Raw genomic sequence first — 18,062 nt, 5'->3', positions numbered from 1 at the left:
AATTTGAAATGATAGATAATTTTTGGCGTGATTTACCACGACCATTTTTCGTACTTGCACCAATGGAAGATGTGACAGATGTTGTTTTTCGTCACGTAGTAAGTGAGGCTGGTCGTCCAGATGTATTCTTCACAGAGTTTACAAACTCAGATAGCTATTGTCATCCAGAAGGTATGAAAAGTGTGCGTGGCCGTTTAATTTTTACAGAAGATGAACAGCCAATGGTGGCACATATTTGGGGAGATAATCCCGAATACTTCCGTCAAATGAGTATTGGTATGGCAGAGTTAGGATTTAAAGGTATTGATATTAATATGGGCTGCCCTGTACCGAACGTAGCATCAAGAGGAAAAGGTAGTGGCCTTATTCTACGTCCAGACGTTGCGGCAGAACTTATTCAAGCGGCAAAAGCGGGCGGACTACCTGTCAGCGTAAAAACACGACTTGGCTTTAAAGAGTTAAGCGAGTGGGAAGATTGGTTAACGCACATTTTCAAACAAGATATTGCAAACCTTTCTATTCACTTACGTACAAGAGAAGAAATGAGCCAAGTAGATGCACACTGGGAGCTAATTCCGGAGATCAAAAAATTACGTGATCGTATTGCACCAAATACACTCCTAACAATCAACGGAGACATCCCTGACCGTAAAACTGGCCTGGAACTTGCTGAAAAATACGGTATTGATGGTGTCATGATTGGACGAGGCATCTTCAAAAATCCGTTTGCTTTCGAAAAAGAACCAAGAGAGCATAGCAGTAAAGAACATCTTGATCTTTTAAGACTGCAGCTTGATCTTCAAGACCAATATGCAGAAGTATTACCACGTTCTATCACAGGACTACATCGCTTCTTCAAAATTTATGTAAAAGGCTTCCCAGGAGCTGCTGAATTGAGAAATCAGTTGATGAGTACGAAATCTACTGATGAAGTGCGTGCGTTGTTGGATAAGTTTGAGGCGAGTGTTGATAAGGCTGGGGATAGTGAAACGGTGTAACTCTCTAAAGTTAGAGGGAAATGAATTGCATCAATTTATGTGTATTTATTTTATCGAGTTTCGAGTGCCTTTGCAGATGGCCATTTTTGTTTTTGGAAATGTAGGTATTAACGAACACATATAAAAATTGCCCCTTATTGAGGCATAACCACCAAATTAAGAAAATGTATGATTTTTATCTAAATAGGACACCCTTTCATGCGTAATGCAAGAAAGGATGTCCTATTTTATGTTTAAATTAAATGATTTACCATCAGAAAAAATAGATGCTAAATGTCCTATGTTAGATTTGTGTCTTCGTAATCTTGGGTATTATTATATAGAGAAATTCACCGGAATTACAGAGATGTGTACAAAACTCATCACTATCAATAGTGCTTAAATAAAAAGCTCTTGGTATAATACCGTGATTATTTACTAGCTATATAGGCACTTTTTTAGCTGGTCATAAAAGGGTAAAGTTCAACAAGTAAGTCACATTTTATCATTTGCTACTATATTAATATTATTAAGATTCCACTTTTCCCTTTTCTTGTAATATTGTAAACTATTATATGCAGATTATTAAAAAGGAGATACATATATGAAGTCCTTAATTAGAGGGGAAAAAGTTAAGTTATCAGATTACACTTCATTTAAACAATTACAAGTTGAGATTTCGATACAATCTAGCGCAGAAATTGACATTACCTGTTTTGGATTAAATGCAGACAAGAAAATAGTAGATGATCGATTTGTAGTTTTTTATAATCAATTACAATCTCCAAATAGGGAAATGTGTCTTATATCGAATGGTAATGGATATAGCAATTTTTTAATTGATTTATCAAATGTTCCACTTTCTACTATTCAGAACTTAGTGTTTACAGCAACAATTGATGGAAATGGAACAATGTCTATGATTTCTTCTGGATATATGCAAATTACAGTAAATGGACAGCCAATCCTAAGATACGAATTTACAGGAAATCAGTTTGAAAATGAAAAGGCTATCATTATTTCGGAAGTTTACTATAAATCAATGTGGAGATGTTCTGCTGTAGGGCAAGGATTTAATGGTGGATTAGCTACATTATTAGAGCATTTTGGTGGTGAGGTCGCAGATGAACAAGAAGCGCAAAATACCGTGAATCAAAAAATGCTTACTCCGATTGTAAACAGTAAAAAAATTTTATTAGAGAAAAAAATGGCTAAACAATCTCCGAAATTACTCGACCTTTCTAAAAAGGCAAAGATTTCTTTGGAGAAAGTTGGACTACAAAATCACGAAGCCAAAGTGGCCCTTTGTTTAGATATTTCTGGTTCAATGTATGATTTATATAGATCTGGAAAAATTCAGGAGTTCGCTGAAAGGATATTAGCACTTGGAACTAGGTTTGATGATGATGGTTCAATTGATATCTTTTTGTTTGGAGAACGGGCTCATGATGCTGGTGAATTAACGATTGATAATTTTGATGGTTTTGTTAATCGGATGGTTCGCCGTTATCCTCTTGAGGGTGCTACCTATTATGCCGATGTTATGAAAATGGTTAGGGAGCATTATTTTGGTTCAGCTCAAAGACGTAGGGGATCGCTGTCTCAGGAAATCCCTGTATATGTTATGTTCTTAACAGATGGCGCAGCATTTGATGAAGGCAATACTATTGATGAAATAGAAAGTTCTTCATATGAACCTATTTTCTGGCAGTTTATGGCGATAGGTGAATCAAATTATGATACTTACGGTAACTATCAAGATGTTGCCGATTTTGGATTTTTAGAAGAGTTAGATAACCTAACAGGGCGTTTTATTGATAACGCAAATTTCTTTAATGTAGCAAATCCGGCAGGAATACCTGATAATCAACTATATGACTTGCTTATGACCGAATACCCAGAGTGGGTCAAACTTGCTACATCTAAAGGATTGATCTTACGAAAAGTTGGGAGCCGAATTTAATAGGTTATTATTTAGAAAAAGCCTTAACAGTCTCATAACTGTCAAGGCTTTTTCATTGAATGTTATTTACTTCCATTTGTCCATCTCATGCCCCAACCATAGAAACGGTCCATCTTTTCATGGCCTTCAAAATATTCAACAAGTCTCTTTACATTAAAAGTTTTGTCTTGTACATTTTCAATCATGGCGATTGCACACATAGTCATACCGTTGCGGTGTTCATCCATTCTCACTACAATATCTTGTCCATCTTTATATTTAAGGGTTACGACCCCGTCAACCTCACTCCAGTTTGCAGCTCCCTCATAAATAAAAGTATACACAAGAATTCTTTTAATCTCAGATAGCTTATTACCGTTTATTCTAATATTTTCGCCACCAACAGAAGCTCCTGTTCGATCGTCGTGATCAAGTTGAATATAAGGCTCATACCTTAAGCCACCAAAGGCATTACCTAAAGCTTGCACACAACCCTTTTGTCCATTTTTTAATTCATATAAGCAGCCTAAATCTAGATCGGTATTTTGAGAACCGCCGCCGAATAGACTAGAGAAAAAATTTCCTGATGACTTGGATTTTTGATTCCAATTCAAGTTTACTAAAATCTCTCCGAATGAATCGTTAGAATCTTTCGATAGGTTGATAGATTCTCCTTTTTTTGTTAACTGAATCATTTTTCTTCTCCTTTTAATTTAAAATATTACAGTCTATAAAAAAGAAGGGATAAATTTGAACTTTCTTCTTTTTTATTCCTCTTTAGTAGCAGCCATTTCCTCACGAGCTTTCTGTTGTTCATTGAAGTAATGTACAATAAATGTTCCTAAGAAAGCTAAAATTAATAGGCCAAAGAAAACTAAATGATTTAGATTGTATCCAAAAACACTAGCAAACATTTTGATAGAAATAATGGCAATTAAGATGAATGCTGTATTCTCTAATTCAGGGACTTTATCAATTAATACTAAGAAAAATTTAGCAACAGTTCTCATCATTAAGATTCCGAGCATACCACCTATTAATAGAATCCATACTTGTTCAGATACTGCAAAAGCAGCCAAAATACTATCCGCAGAGAAGGCTAAATCCATTAATTCAACTGAAATGACAGTTGCCCAAAATGTCCCGAATACCCGGACAAGCCAGCTTTCTTTTTTCATTTCATTAACATCTTCGTCTTGTTCACCGAACCAAAAGTGTTTAATTACAATCCAAGCTAAGTAAGCAGCTCCAAGAACCTTAATCCACCAAAACTTTATTAGAAGCATGCCGATACCTATGAAGATAAAACGGAAGAAGTAAGCTCCAAATAGCCCATAAGTTAATGCTTTTTTACGTTGTTCTTCGGGAAGATGTTTTACCATAACAGCAAGAACTAGCGCATTATCAGCAGAAAGTAAACCTTCTAAAATGACTAAAGATCCTATGTACCCCCATGATACGGGATCTGATAATACTTTAACCCACATTTCCCAATCGAAAAAAGAAGCATAAGTTGAAAGTATTTGATTAATAATATCCATTAAAAATTCCCACCTTTTTACGCCTAGATAAAGACTTTAGGCAATTATTATACTTCCAGTCCATAATTTCGGCATAAGGATGCAAGCCCACCAGAAAACCCGCTACCTATAGCATTGAATTTCCAATCGCCTCCATGACGATATAATTCACAAACTACTACGGCAGTTTCTACAGAAAAGTCCTCGCCAAGATCAAAACGAAGTAATTCTGTATTGTTAGCTTCATCGAACAATCGTACAAAAGCATTAGAAACTTGTCCGAAGTTTTGATATCGCTGTTCAGCATCATGAATGGTTACTGTAATCCCTATTCTGTTGACGTTAGCAGGGATTTTTGAGAAATCAATAATTAACTGCTCATCATCACCTTCGCCTTCACCTGTCCGATTGTCTCCTGTATGAATAACGGAACCGCTTGGATGTTCGAGATTGTTATAAAATACAAAGTCTGAATCATTTACACAGCGATTATTAATGTCAACAAGGAAAGCAGATGCATCCAGGTCAAACTCAAACCCACCGTTATATTTATTTGTATCCCAACCTAAACCAATTACAGCTCTAACCAAACTTGGATTTGTTTTTGTTAGGTCAATACGTTGGCCCTTTGATAATTGAATCCCCATTATACTCTTCTCCTTATTTATAGAATTAGCTTACATAACATGTGTTACAAATAGAAATGACAAGCAGGAAATAAATTTCCAACTTGTCATGAAATGATTAAACTTGTAAACCAAAGTCTGTAGCAATACGAGCTAACCCACCTTGATATCCAGAACCTACTGCTGAGAATTTCCATTCTCCATTATGGCGGTATAATTCTCCAACGATGATTGCTGTTTCAACTGAGAAGTCTTCACCCAGGTCATAACGAGCAACTTCTTGGTTTGTGTCTTCGTTCACAATATGGCAAAAAGCATTAGAAACTTGCCCGAAGTTTTGGCTGCGTGCTTCAGCATCATGAATAGTAATAACAAAGGAAATTTTTTGAACGTTAGCTGGAACGCTAGATAAGTTGATCTTTACTTGTTCATCGTCACCATCACCGTCACCAGTACGGTTGTCCCCTGTATGTACTACTGAACCATTTCCACCTTCAAGTTGGTTGTAAAAAATGAAGTCTTGTTCGGAAGCACATTTTCCATTAGAGTCTAAAAGGAAAACACTAGCATCTAAGTCGAAATCTGTTCCTCCATCGTACTTATTTGTATCCCAGCCAAGTCCGACTATAACTTTTGTAAGACCAGGGTTTGTTTTTGTTAAATCAATTTTTTGACCTTTAGATAAAGATAATGCCATTGTTGTAACCCCTTTTAATTATTTTTGTCCCCCTAATAAACTAATTAGTCGTATTAATTAGTCACATTTTTGAACGCTTTCCTGAAAATTAGCATTAAAAAAGTAAAATTTTCTAAATTATAAATATGTATTCTTCAGATAAAGCGATGAAAATATCATGTTTAGAGAGCCATTATTATTCTACGAAAATTTATGAGAAATGAATAGCCTCTAAAAAAAATGATTATCGACTTATTTCGACATAATTCATGAGATTAATTATTTAATATTGGTATGAAGATCTTTTGAATAATGGGTCTTCTTTTAAAGTTGATAATGCTTTTGGATTAGTGTGGAATATTTTGTGGGGACTTAGTAGCGTAATTCTTTTTATTATTGAAAAATTTTATCTAAAACCTAACTTTTTTAATGGTTTAGGATTAGAGAATCAAGAACGTCCTGTTGTAATTGATTTACTGAAGGAGTATGAGGGTTCAGAAACCATTTTTTATTTTATTACGAAGGGGGATTTTCTCGAACCTGAATCCTTTTTTGAAACTATAAGTCATTCATCCAAAAATTATTTTTAGGAGATTATTATGTTGAAGGATGCCTTCAAATTATTAGGTCTTGATATCACGTTAGGTACTAAAGTGGAATCAGAAGGCACTGAGGCAGAAGGATATGCAAAATACGATGTTCGAGGAAATGATGCGGAAAGTGTGCAGATTGAGAAGTTTTCTGGAACTGGAGGCGGTAGCATATCTGTAAGTGTAGATGGAGCTTTCAAAAATAAAAACGTTAGTGTTTGGTTGGACTGTGACCAGGATGGTAATGTGAAATTTATTGAAATGACTTATGAGGATAAACCAGTGGAAAATGAAACAGAGATTGCCAATGATAATTTAGATAATCCCTCTACGGAAAAAATAACAGTGTATTCTTTAGTTCAAAATGAAATTAAAATTGGAGATAAATCAGAAGAACTTAAAAAAATCGCTTCTGATCAATATAAATCAGAATTTGACACATACTCATATAGTTTATCGGGCGATCTATATGGTCATATATCAAAAAGTCTCATTGAAACTTTAACTGTTCGGTTAGATAATGAACCGATTTCTTTGGAAGAAGCGGATCGTATAATAAATTCAATCCTGCCTGATGATGCCGTTCTTCTAGATTCTCGTAAGGAATCCCCTTACATTTTTTATAATTATAGTAGCGCTAGTCTGCCTTCACCTTCAAAAATAGAAGTGAAAGTAGGTGCCATCGGAGGAAGTGTAAAAGTAATCAGTTTTATATCTGATATTGGTACAACAGTATATTATAAAAAATAATGGGAAATGGTGTATGTTATTAGTTAAATTGAATGAAATTGAGCAGTGTAGAAATAATGATACAGTAATTTTAACCTTTCCATAGAATCAAACTATTATTTGGATTGCGATATACCCTTTACAAGTATTAATCCGGATAAGACTACAAAACACACCTTTAAAATGTTAAAGTATTAATTTAGCGAACATTAACTAAAACGTTATAGTAAAGATGATAATTCAAAGCATGTTAAAGGATAAACTTTAACTGCTATATAAATAATCAACATTTCAGGAGGAAAAACAATGGCAATGAGCAACAACGATATATTAAAAAGAGTAAGGTACGCTTTAGATATAAAAGATATAGATATGGTAGAGATCTTTAAACTTGGTGGTATGGAAGTAACGAAAGAAGACGTAGTTGATATGCTTACAAAAATAAAGAGAGCTCCTCAGCATGAAGCTGAAAATGATGATGTAATCGAAGATGAGTACGTATTAACATGCGACATGATGATGTTAGAGGCATTTTTAAATGGATTTATTACTTTAAAAAGAGGGAAGCAAGATCCGAAACCAGGACAACCGGCACCTGTACAAAGTAAAGATAGTGCGAATAACCTTCTTCTAAAGAAAATGAAAATCGCACTATCTTTAACGAGTGAGGATGTACTTGATATATTAGATAGCGTAGGTGTTACGGTAACAAAAGGAGAGTTAGGCGCTCTATTAAGAAAAAAAGGCCATAAAAATTACAAAGAGTGCGGCGATAGATACGCAAGGAATTTCATTAAGGGATTAGGTGTAAAGTATAGAGGGTAATGATTCCGTTAAAGCGATAAATGATATAATAGGTAGAGTAGGGCGTTTGTATCCTACTCTTTTTTATTTGTAAAATAATACGTTAGGTGATGAAATGGTACATACATATTTAGGTGAGACAATTAATTTTCATATAACTTATAAAAAGAAAAAATCGGTGCGTCTTTTTGTAGATTCGTACGGAAATGTGGAAGTGCAGGCTCCAAAAGGTACACCAGTTGAATACGTAGTTCAGTTGCTAGAAGAGAAATGGAATTGGATTCAGAAAACACGTAAGGAAATGCAAGAGAGATCGCTTGGACCACAGGAAAAGGATTATGATCAAGGAGAGGGTTTTCTGTACTTAGGGAATACGTATCCAATACAAATTTCTCAAGATGCAAGTATTACGCAAGACAATGCAGTGTTTGAAGAAGATAAGCTACATATTTATGTGAATGAGCTTAAGGATGAGAAAATACAACAAGCTTTAAAACGATTTTACTATAAGCAGTGTAAGTCGTTAGTAGAGAAGAGTATTAAAGTGCATCAAAGTAATTTCAAAACAAAACCGCGTTCTATTCGTATTACAGATAGTAGTCGTACGTGGGGTACTTGCGATTCAAATTTACAACTAACATTCAATTGGAAGCTAGCGATGGCACCACAGCAAGTAATTGACTATGTAGTTGTTCACGAAATGTGTCATATGGTTCATTTAAATCATGATCGATCTTTTTGGCGTCTTGTAGGGAAAATAATGCCTGATTATAAGGAAATGGAGAATTGGTTAGCGTTATCTAGTTGGAAGATGACGGTTTAGTGGTGCGCTTTATATAGGTTGCGATTATAGTCAATACTTGTCGGTAAGTCAATATATTTGGAGTTGCGGTCGATATGTTCAATAAAGATAAAGCAAAAGGAGATGTCACAGCAGACATCTCCTTTTTTCTGGCGTAGTAATCATCGTCCAAACTTCAAAACAAAATCTCCATCCACTTTCTTCATCTCATACCCAAGATAGCCTTCTGAAATTAACGTTTGCTGTCCATTAGCGTCACTCATCGGAACACTCTTAACATCCGTCCAATCTCTTTCCTTGGCCCCACGCAGTTCCTTCACAAAAACATACCGCATACTCCCGCCATACTTCTCCTTCAGCGCAGCAATCTCCATCCCTTGTGCGAACTTATCTTTTAAACTTGGAATGTTAAAAGGTGCAACGGTGCAGCAAACATAGTCGTAGTTGCTATCTTCTTTTTGTAATTCATCCATGATGACTGTCGCTAATATTTTTTGCATTCCATTTCCTCGGCAGTTCGGATGAACGTTTGATATTTCTTGATAGATGACGCGGTGCAGTTCACTTTCTGGTAAGCCGATATCAAGTCCTAAATGTTCATCGTCGATAGGAGGGACGAGTAGGGCACGAAATGCGATGAGTTCGGTTTCGATAAAAGCACCGATCATCATGCCATTTCCTTCTAAAATATATTGAAATTCTTCTTGTGAAAGTGGTTGTAAACGACTTTTATCTTCCAGTGCTTCAACTACAACGTTCTGTAGTAATAAAATTTGTTCGATGTGCTCTCTTGATAGTAATGTAACATGAAATGGATCGTTATTTTGTTTTAATGATCCTTTGTATAGAACTGTCATGCGTTAGTCCTCCTTTAGCGTACAACGTCTTGAAAGACGGTGAGTTCTTGCAGGATATCCTCATTTATTTCAATGCCGAGTCCTGGCTTTTCGTTTAAGCGAATAAATGGTACGTCGTAATGTAAGTTTCCGATGTCTTTCGTGAACTTTAATGGACCCGTTAGCTCGACGCTCGTAATGATTTTTTTCGAGAAAGCGACATGGAATCCTGCGGAAGAGGCAACAGATGATTCGACCATGGACCCAACTTGGCATTCAATGCCCGCCATTTCAGCTTGATGAGCAAGTTTTACAGCTGGATATATGCCGCCGCATTTCATTAGTTTTATATTTACTTTATCAGCAGCGTCTAATTTAATAATTTGGCGCATTTCACGAGAGCTCTTTAATCCTTCGTCAATCATAAGTGGAAGGTCTGTTTTAGAACGAATATGAGCCATTGCATCAATATCGTCTGCGATGACAGGCTGTTCAATCCAATCGATGTTTAAATGTCCTAATGAACGAAGTGCTGTTAATGTGTTTGCACTATTTTTCCAACCTTGGTTTACATCAACGCGAATCGCGATGTCATTTCCTACACGCTCTCGTACAGCTTCAATACGTTTTACATCTTCTTTTACATTTGTACCGACTTTCATTTTGAAAGATTGGTAACCTTTCTGAATCATAGAGGCAGCTTCTTCGGCCATTTCTTCTGGGTCTGCGATACTTAATACGTGAGTGACAGGAAACTCTGCATGATAGCGCCCGCCAATTAATTGATATACAGGTTGATTTAATTTTTTACCCATTATATCAAAGCAAGCAATATCAATTGCGGCTTTCGCTGTTGGAACACCGTAAATTGTATTGTCCATCATATCGTGTATTTTTTCGATATTCATTGGATTTTGGCCGATAAGGGCAGGAGCTAGTGTATGCTTTAAAGTATGGAAAGTACTTTCCCATGATTCGCCTGTAACGTGATCATCAGCAACGCCTTCACCGTAACCGATAATGCCTTCATCTGTTTCTATTTTGACGATAATAGAAGGCATATCAGAATAAGAACCGTAACTAATAACAAACGGATCGCGAAGCGGTAAACGAATTGAATAAAGATGAATAGCTGTAATTTTCATTAGGTAGAGACCCCTTCCTGTTTACAATAGTTTTGTACATTTGATATAGTTGACGTTAAATAGTCGTTAATTAATGATAAGGAGTTAGAGAAATGATGATAAAAATTGCAGTTGTCGGTTCAAAAGAGTTTATGGAGACACTTTTACCTATTGCTCATAAAATAGAAGAAATAGAGATTGATCCATATATTTACCTTCATCCGGCAGAATCTTCTGAACTATTAAAGCGTTTAAAGCCTTGTGATTTCATCTTTTTCTCAGGTGCTTTACCTTATTATATGGCAAAAGAAATAAGAGAACAATTACGAATTCCAAGTATGTACTTACAACAAGACGAGACAACTGTCGCATCTTCCATTCTTTCTGTTATGTATCACCAAGGGATTCAACCACATAAAATTTCAATTGATTTAGTAGACCGCTCATTTATTATAAATGTGTTCCAAGATATCGGTATAAAAGAAAGTCCACAAGTGTTTGATTATGAAAATATGCTATGGAGTAAAGATGAAATAAATAGAGTTATTGATTTTCATGTAGCTAAATATGAATCTGGAGAGGCTCTTTTAGCTTTAACTAGTATTCACGCTGTCTATGATGAACTTCAAAAAATAGGTATTCCTTCAGAACGTATGATAGATCCGAAGCAAGCCATTATACATGGGTTAAAAGATGCAAAAATAAAAGCTGAGTTAGCAAAAAGTCATTCAGCGACTGTTGGTGCTTGTATTATTTCTTCTTTAGAATTACGAGAAGGTTTGCTTGAGCAATTAGATGTCATTTCAAAAGAACTACGTGGTTCATTTAAAAAAGTTGATGAAATGATGTTCATTTTGTATACGACTCGAGGTGATATTGAATCGATTATAAAAACAAATATGATAAACAATTTATTTGCGAGCATAGAAGGAACGATAGCTATTGGATTTGGTTACGGAAAAACTGTGAAAGAAGCAGAACAAAATGCTAAAATCGCTCAAGGTTTCGCGAAGAATAATCCAATAGATCACTGTTTTTATATACTAACAAGTGATAAAGAACTATTTGGGCCATTCCCGAAAGAACAGAGAGTACAAAGCTTGAAGAATGACAAACCGGAACTAATGAAAATAGCGAAAGAAACGAAACTTAGTCCAGCAAACTTATCAAAAATTATTCAATTTAGTCAATCGCATCCGTCATTGAAGTTTACAGCAGCAGATCTTTCTGAATACTTACAAGTGACTCGGCGATCAACTGAAAGGCTATTAAAGAAACTAGTTGATTATGGGTATGCTCATATTTGCGGCGAGGAAATGCCATATCAACAAGGGCGCCCTCGCGCAATATATGAACTGAATTTACCGTTATCTTTAAGCTTCTAATTGAGACTTTTGTTTTTTTAGTAGTTCCGCTTTTTCAATGTCGGATAGTTTCGTAATTGTGAGACCAGTTATGCCGTAAATGATCGAGATAATAGGTACGATGAAATTCAATATAGCATAAGGAGCATATTCGAATGCGCCAACTCCAAGTGTTGCGAGTATAAATACACCACATGTATTCCAAGGTACGAAGACAGAAGTTAATGTTCCACCATCTTCTAATGCTCTGGATAAATTTTTAGAATGGAGTCCTTTTTCTGTGTATGCATTTGCGTACATTCTTGAAGGAACAACAATCGAAATATATTGTTCAGAGCAAGTAAGGTTTGTTGCAAAACATGAAGCGATAGTAGAAGCAATAAGCCCTTTTGCTGATGTCGCTAATTTTAAAATTTGATTTACAATTGAGCGAAGAATGCCAGTATGTTCTAGTACTCCTCCAAAAGTCATAGCGACAATTGTCATAGAGACTGTATTCATCATCGAATCTAAGCCGCCGCGGTTAAATAGTTCGTCTACTAGCTTGTTTCCAGTGTCTATAACAAATCCAGCTTGGAGTGCACCGACAGATGCTGAAATAGAACCACCTTGAATAAAGACTTGGGATAGAAATCCTAAAATAATACCTACGAGAATAGCTGGTATAGCAGGGACTTTTTTAGCGACCAATACCATAACGACTATGGGTATAATTAATAAAAAAGGTGAAATAACAAAGTTTTGTTGCAATACTTGTAGCGTTTGATCGATGCTTTTCGCATCAATATTGTTAGCGCCGAAGTTTCTTCCTAAGAAAGCGTAGACGATAAGAGTAATAATTAAACCTGGAACTGTAGTAAATAACATATGACGAATGTGTGCAAATAAATCTGTATTGGTTAATCCCGCGGCTAAGTTAGTTGTGTCTGAAAGCGGTGACATTTTATCGCCGAAATAAGAACCGGAAATGATAGCACCGGCAACCATTGGAGCTGGGATTCCCATACTTAGGCCAATTCCCATTCCTGCAACACCAATTGTCCCCATTGTAGACCAAGAGCTACCAATTGCTAATGCAACAATAGAACAAATCACGGTAATTGAAACTAAAAATAATGATGGAGTTAAAAGCTTTAAACCGTAGTAGATCATTGTTGCGACGATTCCACCGCCAATCCAAGCACCGATTGTTAACCCAACAAGAATAATAATGACGATAGCGGGTAATGCAAGACGAATCCCTTTATACATTGCCTCTTCAAGATCATTCCATTTGTAACCGTAACGCCAAGCAACGATAGAGGCAACGGTTGTACCAATAATAAGTGGAACGTGAGGACTTTGTTTTAATACAACAATTGTAACCATCATAACTGCGACGGTAATGATAATAGGGATAATCGCTATTCCAAAAGGTATTTCTTTTTTCATAAATTTCCTCCTTGTTACGTATCTTTGTTTGTATTTTTAGAATTGTCGTAAAATAGACGTTTATTAAGTTATGATAACTAAAAATATATGTAAGCGTCAACAAAAAACAGAAAATAGGGAATGTTCTAGTTGTTCGTTTAGTTTGTAATATGGATGTAGGGTAAGCTTTTGAAGTATTTAAAAATAAACAATTGACTTTTTTCTTAAAATTCAATATGTTCATAAAAACATCTGTTTTTCATAAGTATAATTAACCTGAATGGTTTTGGAATTTGGGAAGGAGAATGTAGCTTTGAAAACATTAGAACTACAAGAGCGTTTAACGGAAATTTTTCAGCATTTACATGAAAACCCTGAAGTGAGTTGGAAAGAGTATGAAACGACAGCGTATATTACTAACTTTTTAAAAGAAGAAGGAATTTCATATAAGATATTTGATGATTGCCCAGGCGTGATTGCTGAAATCGGAAGCGGGAATCCAGTTATTGCAATTCGTGCTGATATGGATGCACTTTGGCAAGAAGTAGACGGAGAATTTAAAGCGAATCATTCATGTGGTCACGATGCACATATGACAATTGTAATGGGGCTTATTTTACAATTGAAAAATATGAGATGGGATAGCGGTACTGTTAGATTTGTTTTTCAGCCGGCAGAAGAGAAGGGGAATGGAGCTTTAAAGATGGTAGAGAAAGGTGCTGTGGATGATGCGAATTTCCTATTCGGTGTTCATTTGCGCCCAATTGAAGAACTGCCTTTGAAACAAGCTGCTCCTTCTATTCGTCACGGAGCGGCAGGATTTTTAGAAGGTACGATTCATGGGGAAGATGCACATGGGGCACGCCCGCATCAAGGTGTGAACGCGATTGATGTCATTTCCATGATTAATATAGGTTTGAAAAATATATGGCTACCACCGCAAAGTTCCTATTCAGTAAAGATGACGAGGTGCCAAGCTGGTGGAGATAATTTAAATATCATTCCGGGTAACGGTCATTTTAGCTTAGATGTCAGAGCCGAGAATAATACATTATTAGAAGAATTAAAGAAAAAAATAGAGCATGTAATAGAATCAGCTGCATCGATGGGGTCGAAAACTTCATACGAATGGATTGATCTTGCACCAGGAGCAGAGGTGTCGGAAGAAGCAGAGCGCTATATGCGTAAAGGTATTCTTGAAGTGTACGGGGAAGAGGGATGCACTGGGCCACTGTATACGACAGGGAGCGATGATTTCCATTACTACACAGTGAAGAGACCACATTTAAAAGCTGTCATGCTTGGACTAGGAGCAAACTTACAACCTGGATTACACCATCCGTATATGAAGTTCGATCATAGTTGTATTATGGACGGGGTAGAAATATTGAAGCAAACTGTATTGAAAGTGTTAGAGGACAGGGGCTAGAGAGCTCCTGTTTTTTTGTCGTGAATTGTTGTTAAGTTTATATAATTTCAAGCACCAATTAATTCGATGAAAAATCCCTCTCCAGTACATGGTGTATAATAATAAGTACCATTTTTTAATAGGAGAAAACGAATGAACGAACAATATTACGATGCAGTTTTACATATAAAAACAGTCGGTGAGCAAAAAGGGTTTAACAAGTCTATGCATTATCATCGTTATGAACCGACGCCGTATAGCGGGTTAGATGAGTTATTGAATCAATATGAAATACGAAGTAGCGACCGAATTGTAGACTTTGGGTGCGGAAAAGGACGATTAAACTTTTATATGCATCATAAGTGTGGTGCCTTAGCAGTTGGAATTGAAATGAATGAAGAGTTTTATAAAGAGGCGATGGACAATCGTGATCGTTATGCACGAAAGGCGCGAAACAGTAAGGGGAAAATTCAATTTGAGTGTTGTTTAGCGCAAGAATATGAGATTGATCCGCGTGATAATCGGTTTTATTTCTTTAATCCATTTTCTGTACAAGTATTTATGAACGTAGTAAATAATATTTTGCTTTCGGTAGAAGAAACGGGGAGAGAAGTGGATATTATTTTATATTATCCTTCGGAGGATTATATTTTCTTCTTAGAGAACCAGACTGCGTTTGAGCTGAAGAAGGAAGTTAGATTACCAGGAGCTTATGAGAAGAATGGGAATGAGAGGTTTTTAGTTTATACATTAAGATTATAAAAAAGCAGGTGCCAAGGCACCTGCTTTTCTTTACTCACGTCTATCTAATTAGTTACGGATTAAGTAATCAAATGCACCTAAAGCTGCGTTTGCACCTGAACCCATAGAAATGATGATTTGTTTGTACGGATTATTTGTACAGTCACCTGCAGCAAACACTCCTGGTACGTTTGTAGCGCCGTGCTTGTCTGTTACGATTTCACCGCGAACGCGTTCAACTGTTTCGCCTAACCAGTCTGTGTTTGGCACAAGACCGATTTGTACGAATACACCTTGTAATTCAACGTGATGAACTTCTTCAGTTTCACGATCGATGTAAGAAATACCGTTTACTTTATCAGTACCAGTGATTTCTTTCGTTTGAACGTTTTTCAGAACAGTTACGTTTGGTAAGCTGTTAAGACGTTCTTGTAATACAGCATCAGCTTTTAATTCTGGCATGAATTCAAGAACAGTTACGTGCTTAACAATACCTGCTAAGTCGATAGCTGCTTCAATACCAGAGTTACCGCCGCCAATAACTGCTACATCTTTTCCAATGAATAATGGACCGTCACAGTGTGGGCAGTATGCTACACCTTTATTTTTGAACTCAGCTTCACCTGGTACGCCAACGTTACGCCAGCGAGCACCTGTTGAAACGATTACGCTCTTACTTTTCAGAATAGCGCCGTTTTCAAGTTCCACTTCAATAAGTTCTTTTTTCTCTAAACGTTTCGCACGTTGTAGATTCATTACATCGATGTCGTATTCTTTTACGTGCTCTTCAAGGCTTGCTACTAGCTTAGGACCTTCAGTGCGTTTTACGCTGATGAAGTTCTCAATGCCCATAGTATCCATTACTTGACCACCGAAGCGCTCAGCAACGATACCAGTGCGGATGCCTTTACGTGCTGCATAAATTGCTGCACTTGCACCAGCAGGGCCGCCACCAACAACAAGAACATCGTATGGATCTTTATCAGAAAGCTCTGATGCATCTGGACCGTTACCCATTTTAGCTAAAATTTCTTCAAGTGTCATACGACCGCTTCCGAAAGATTCGCCATTTAGGAAAACTGTTGGTACTGCCATGATGTCCTTGCTTTCTACTTCCTCTTTGAATGCAGCGCCATCAATCATAGTATGTGTAATACCAGAGTTAAGAACGCTCATTACATTAAGAGCTTGTACAACATCAGGACAGTTATGACAACTTAGGCTGATATAAGATTCAAAATGATATTCGCCTTGAATGTTTTTAATTTGATCGATTAATTTTTGTTCAACTTTTGGAGCGCGTCCACTTACTTGTAGTAAAGCTAACACTAATGAAGTAAATTCGTGTCCTAATGGAATACCAGCGAATACAACACCAGTGTTTTCACCAGGGCGGTTTACGCTAAAGCTTGGTGTTCTCTCTAGTTCAACTTTTTCTACTGTAATCTTAGATGACATAGTAGATAATTCATCAACTAGAGCTAACATATCTTTAGATATTGCATCGTCTCCAGCGCTTACTTTAAGTAAAATATCGTTCTCCATTAATTGAAGGTATTGGGATAGTTGTGTTTTTATATCTGCATCTAGTATCATTTTGATCGAACTCCTTAGATTTTGCCTACAAGGTCAAGGCTTGGTTTAAGTGTAGCAGAACCCTCTTGCCATTTAGCTGGGCAAACTTCACCAGGGTTGTTACGTACGTATTGAGCTGCTTTAATTTTGTTAACAAGAATGCTTGCGTCACGGCCGATACCGTCAGCATTGATTTCCATAGATTGGATAACGCCGTCTGGATCGATGATGAATGTACCACGAGCAGCAAGACCTTCTTCTTCCATTAAAACGTTGAAGTTTGTAGTGATTGTGCGAGTTGGGTCACCAATCATAATGTATTCGATTTTGCCGATAGTTTCTGAGCTATCATGCCATGCTTTGTGAGTGAAGTGAGTGTCTGTAGATACAGAGTATACTTCAACGCCTAACTCTTTAAGAGTTGCATATTGGTTTTGTAAGTCTTCAAGTTCAGTTGGGCAAACGAATGTGAAGTCAGCTGGGTAGAAACAAACTACACTCCATTTTCCTTTTAAACTTTCGTCAGTAACTTGGATAAATTCTCCATTATGGTAAGCATTAGCTTTAAACGGTTTTACTTCTGTGCCGATTAATAACATATTAAAATTCCTCCTAAATGTTGGTTTTGAGCATCAAAAAATAGTGTGCTCATAAAATAAATTTTTTAATTAACTATAATAATTCTAATTCAATATTAATTATCATATAGAAGTGGTTATTTTGTCAAGAGAATAAACCAACTTTATATCAATTTAATTAATATTTATTCTCAATTAGTGTTGTTAGGGAATTAAAAGGTAATTTTTATGTCATAAATCTTCAATGAGTGTTTGAAAGAGTAGTGTGTATGTTAGAGAGATGGTGTAAGTGTAAATTCTTAGGAAGGAGATATTTCTTAGAAGTTGTGGTTTTGAAAAGGAACTGCTTATTTCTATTTT

The 18,062-nt window shown here is 36.2% G+C and carries 16 protein-coding genes and 1 pseudogene; 8 read left to right on the top strand and 9 right to left on the bottom strand.

Annotated features, from left to right (window positions below):
• Positions 1 to 8: 8 nt before the first annotated feature.
• Together CO726_RS15270 and CO726_RS15265 are read left to right on the top strand one after the other, a co-directional pair.
• Positions 9 to 998 carry a tRNA dihydrouridine synthase gene (locus tag CO726_RS15270; protein WP_099684839.1) on the top strand — a complete coding sequence of 330 codons (990 nt, stop codon included), beginning with the start codon at positions 9 to 11 and terminating at the stop codon, positions 996 to 998.
• Between the two features lie 583 nt (positions 999 to 1,581).
• The gene (locus CO726_RS15265; RefSeq protein WP_099684838.1) at positions 1,582 to 2,940 is read left to right on the top strand and encodes a VWA domain-containing protein; all 1,359 of its coding nucleotides are present in this window, start codon (positions 1,582 to 1,584) and stop codon (positions 2,938 to 2,940) included.
• Between the two features lie 62 nt (positions 2,941 to 3,002).
• On the opposite strand, the pseudogene CO726_RS15260 reads toward CO726_RS15265, so the two are convergent.
• The 4 genes and pseudogenes from CO726_RS15260 to CO726_RS15245 form a co-directional block, all read right to left on the bottom strand.
• Positions 3,003 to 3,617 (bottom strand): annotated as a pseudogene (locus CO726_RS15260) (TerD family protein); the annotation flags it as partial.
• 69 nt (positions 3,618 to 3,686) lie between these two features.
• Positions 3,687 to 4,460: a TerC family protein gene (locus tag CO726_RS15255; RefSeq protein ID WP_099684836.1), complete on the bottom strand. Its 774-nt coding sequence runs from the start codon at positions 4,458 to 4,460 to the stop codon at positions 3,687 to 3,689.
• A gap of 47 nt (positions 4,461 to 4,507) precedes the next feature.
• Positions 4,508 to 5,086, bottom strand: coding sequence for a TerD family protein (locus CO726_RS15250; protein WP_099684835.1), 579 nt, complete (start codon positions 5,084 to 5,086; stop codon positions 4,508 to 4,510).
• A gap of 97 nt (positions 5,087 to 5,183) precedes the next feature.
• Positions 5,184 to 5,762: a TerD family protein gene (locus CO726_RS15245; protein ID WP_099684834.1), complete on the bottom strand. Its 579-nt coding sequence runs from the start codon at positions 5,760 to 5,762 to the stop codon at positions 5,184 to 5,186.
• Positions 5,763 to 6,340: 578 nt separating this feature from the next.
• Between CO726_RS15245 and CO726_RS32455 the strand changes: the two genes are divergently transcribed.
• From CO726_RS32455 to CO726_RS15225, 3 genes are all read left to right on the top strand, one after another.
• Positions 6,341 to 7,081 carry a hypothetical protein gene (locus CO726_RS32455; protein ID WP_245916656.1) on the top strand — a complete coding sequence of 247 codons (741 nt, stop codon included), beginning with the start codon at positions 6,341 to 6,343 and terminating at the stop codon, positions 7,079 to 7,081.
• A gap of 285 nt (positions 7,082 to 7,366) precedes the next feature.
• Positions 7,367 to 7,885 (top strand): YehS family protein, encoded by a 519-nt coding sequence (locus CO726_RS15230; RefSeq protein WP_099684832.1) that lies wholly within the window; start codon positions 7,367 to 7,369, stop codon positions 7,883 to 7,885.
• A gap of 94 nt (positions 7,886 to 7,979) precedes the next feature.
• Positions 7,980 to 8,687, top strand: a complete 708-nt coding sequence (locus tag CO726_RS15225; protein ID WP_099684831.1) for a M48 family metallopeptidase — start codon at positions 7,980 to 7,982, stop codon at positions 8,685 to 8,687.
• 140 nt (positions 8,688 to 8,827) lie between these two features.
• Here CO726_RS15225 and CO726_RS15220 read toward each other — a convergent pair whose 3' ends face one another.
• Together CO726_RS15220 and CO726_RS15215 are read right to left on the bottom strand one after the other, a co-directional pair.
• The gene (locus CO726_RS15220) at positions 8,828 to 9,523 is read right to left on the bottom strand and encodes an N-acetyltransferase (RefSeq protein WP_099684830.1); all 696 of its coding nucleotides are present in this window, start codon (positions 9,521 to 9,523) and stop codon (positions 8,828 to 8,830) included.
• Positions 9,524 to 9,537: 14 nt separating this feature from the next.
• A complete protein-coding gene (locus CO726_RS15215) occupies positions 9,538 to 10,647 on the bottom strand; it encodes a mandelate racemase/muconate lactonizing enzyme family protein (protein ID WP_099684829.1) in 1,110 nt (369 codons plus the stop codon).
• 92 nt (positions 10,648 to 10,739) lie between these two features.
• Here CO726_RS15215 and CO726_RS15210 point away from each other — a divergent pair, with 92 nt between their 5' ends.
• Positions 10,740 to 12,011: a transcriptional regulator gene (locus CO726_RS15210; protein WP_099684828.1), complete on the top strand. Its 1,272-nt coding sequence runs from the start codon at positions 10,740 to 10,742 to the stop codon at positions 12,009 to 12,011.
• Here CO726_RS15210 and nhaC read toward each other — a convergent pair.
• Positions 12,000 to 13,421, bottom strand: coding sequence for a Na+/H+ antiporter NhaC (gene nhaC, locus CO726_RS15205; RefSeq protein WP_099684827.1), 1,422 nt, complete (start codon positions 13,419 to 13,421; stop codon positions 12,000 to 12,002). The genes CO726_RS15210 and nhaC overlap by 12 nt on opposite strands.
• 292 nt (positions 13,422 to 13,713) lie before the next feature.
• On the opposite strand from nhaC, the gene CO726_RS15200 reads away from it, so the two are divergent.
• Positions 13,714 to 14,829: a M20 peptidase aminoacylase family protein gene (locus CO726_RS15200; RefSeq protein ID WP_099684826.1), complete on the top strand. Its 1,116-nt coding sequence runs from the start codon at positions 13,714 to 13,716 to the stop codon at positions 14,827 to 14,829.
• Between the two features lie 132 nt (positions 14,830 to 14,961).
• Positions 14,962 to 15,570: an SAM-dependent methyltransferase gene (locus tag CO726_RS15195; RefSeq protein WP_099684825.1), complete on the top strand. Its 609-nt coding sequence runs from the start codon at positions 14,962 to 14,964 to the stop codon at positions 15,568 to 15,570.
• 48 nt (positions 15,571 to 15,618) lie between these two features.
• On the opposite strand, the gene ahpF is transcribed toward CO726_RS15195, so the two are convergent.
• Together ahpF and ahpC are read right to left on the bottom strand one after the other, a co-directional pair.
• Positions 15,619 to 17,145, bottom strand: coding sequence for an alkyl hydroperoxide reductase subunit F (gene ahpF, locus CO726_RS15190; RefSeq protein ID WP_099684824.1), 1,527 nt, complete (start codon positions 17,143 to 17,145; stop codon positions 15,619 to 15,621).
• 14 nt (positions 17,146 to 17,159) lie between these two features.
• The gene (gene ahpC, locus CO726_RS15185; protein ID WP_000924422.1) at positions 17,160 to 17,723 is read right to left on the bottom strand and encodes an alkyl hydroperoxide reductase subunit C; all 564 of its coding nucleotides are present in this window, start codon (positions 17,721 to 17,723) and stop codon (positions 17,160 to 17,162) included.
• Positions 17,724 to 18,062: the final 339 nt, after the last annotated feature.

Origin of the sequence: Bacillus fungorum, from assembly GCF_002746455.1 — a bacterium.
GTDB classification, from domain to species: domain Bacteria; phylum Bacillota; class Bacilli; order Bacillales; family Bacillaceae_G; genus Bacillus_A; species Bacillus_A fungorum.
Note: the sequence above shows the minus strand (reverse complement) of the source record. Positions and strands in the feature narration are given on the sequence as shown.

Excerpts from the sequence above, each read along its gene's own strand:
- ahpF (WP_099684824.1), bottom strand. The coding sequence starts at position 17,145 with ATGATACTAGATGCAGATATAAAAACACAACTATCCCAATACCTTCAA.
- nhaC (WP_099684827.1), bottom strand. The coding sequence starts at position 13,421 with ATGAAAAAAGAAATACCTTTTGGAATAGCGATTATCCCTATTATCATT.
- CO726_RS15255 (WP_099684836.1), bottom strand. The coding sequence starts at position 4,460 with ATGGATATTATTAATCAAATACTTTCAACTTATGCTTCTTTTTTCGAT.
- CO726_RS15210 (WP_099684828.1), top strand. The coding sequence starts at position 10,740 with ATGATGATAAAAATTGCAGTTGTCGGTTCAAAAGAGTTTATGGAGACA.
- CO726_RS15195 (WP_099684825.1), top strand. The coding sequence starts at position 14,962 with ATGAACGAACAATATTACGATGCAGTTTTACATATAAAAACAGTCGGT.
- CO726_RS15225 (WP_099684831.1), top strand. The coding sequence starts at position 7,980 with ATGGTACATACATATTTAGGTGAGACAATTAATTTTCATATAACTTAT.
- ahpC (WP_000924422.1), bottom strand. The coding sequence starts at position 17,723 with ATGTTATTAATCGGCACAGAAGTAAAACCGTTTAAAGCTAATGCTTAC.
- CO726_RS15270 (WP_099684839.1), top strand. The coding sequence starts at position 9 with ATGATAGATAATTTTTGGCGTGATTTACCACGACCATTTTTCGTACTT.
- CO726_RS15250 (WP_099684835.1), bottom strand. The coding sequence starts at position 5,086 with ATGGGGATTCAATTATCAAAGGGCCAACGTATTGACCTAACAAAAACA.
- CO726_RS15245 (WP_099684834.1), bottom strand. The coding sequence starts at position 5,762 with ATGGCATTATCTTTATCTAAAGGTCAAAAAATTGATTTAACAAAAACA.
- CO726_RS15265 (WP_099684838.1), top strand. The coding sequence starts at position 1,582 with ATGAAGTCCTTAATTAGAGGGGAAAAAGTTAAGTTATCAGATTACACT.
- CO726_RS15215 (WP_099684829.1), bottom strand. The coding sequence starts at position 10,647 with ATGAAAATTACAGCTATTCATCTTTATTCAATTCGTTTACCGCTTCGC.
- CO726_RS32455 (WP_245916656.1), top strand. The coding sequence starts at position 6,341 with ATGTTGAAGGATGCCTTCAAATTATTAGGTCTTGATATCACGTTAGGT.
- CO726_RS15230 (WP_099684832.1), top strand. The coding sequence starts at position 7,367 with ATGGCAATGAGCAACAACGATATATTAAAAAGAGTAAGGTACGCTTTA.
- CO726_RS15220 (WP_099684830.1), bottom strand. The coding sequence starts at position 9,523 with ATGACAGTTCTATACAAAGGATCATTAAAACAAAATAACGATCCATTT.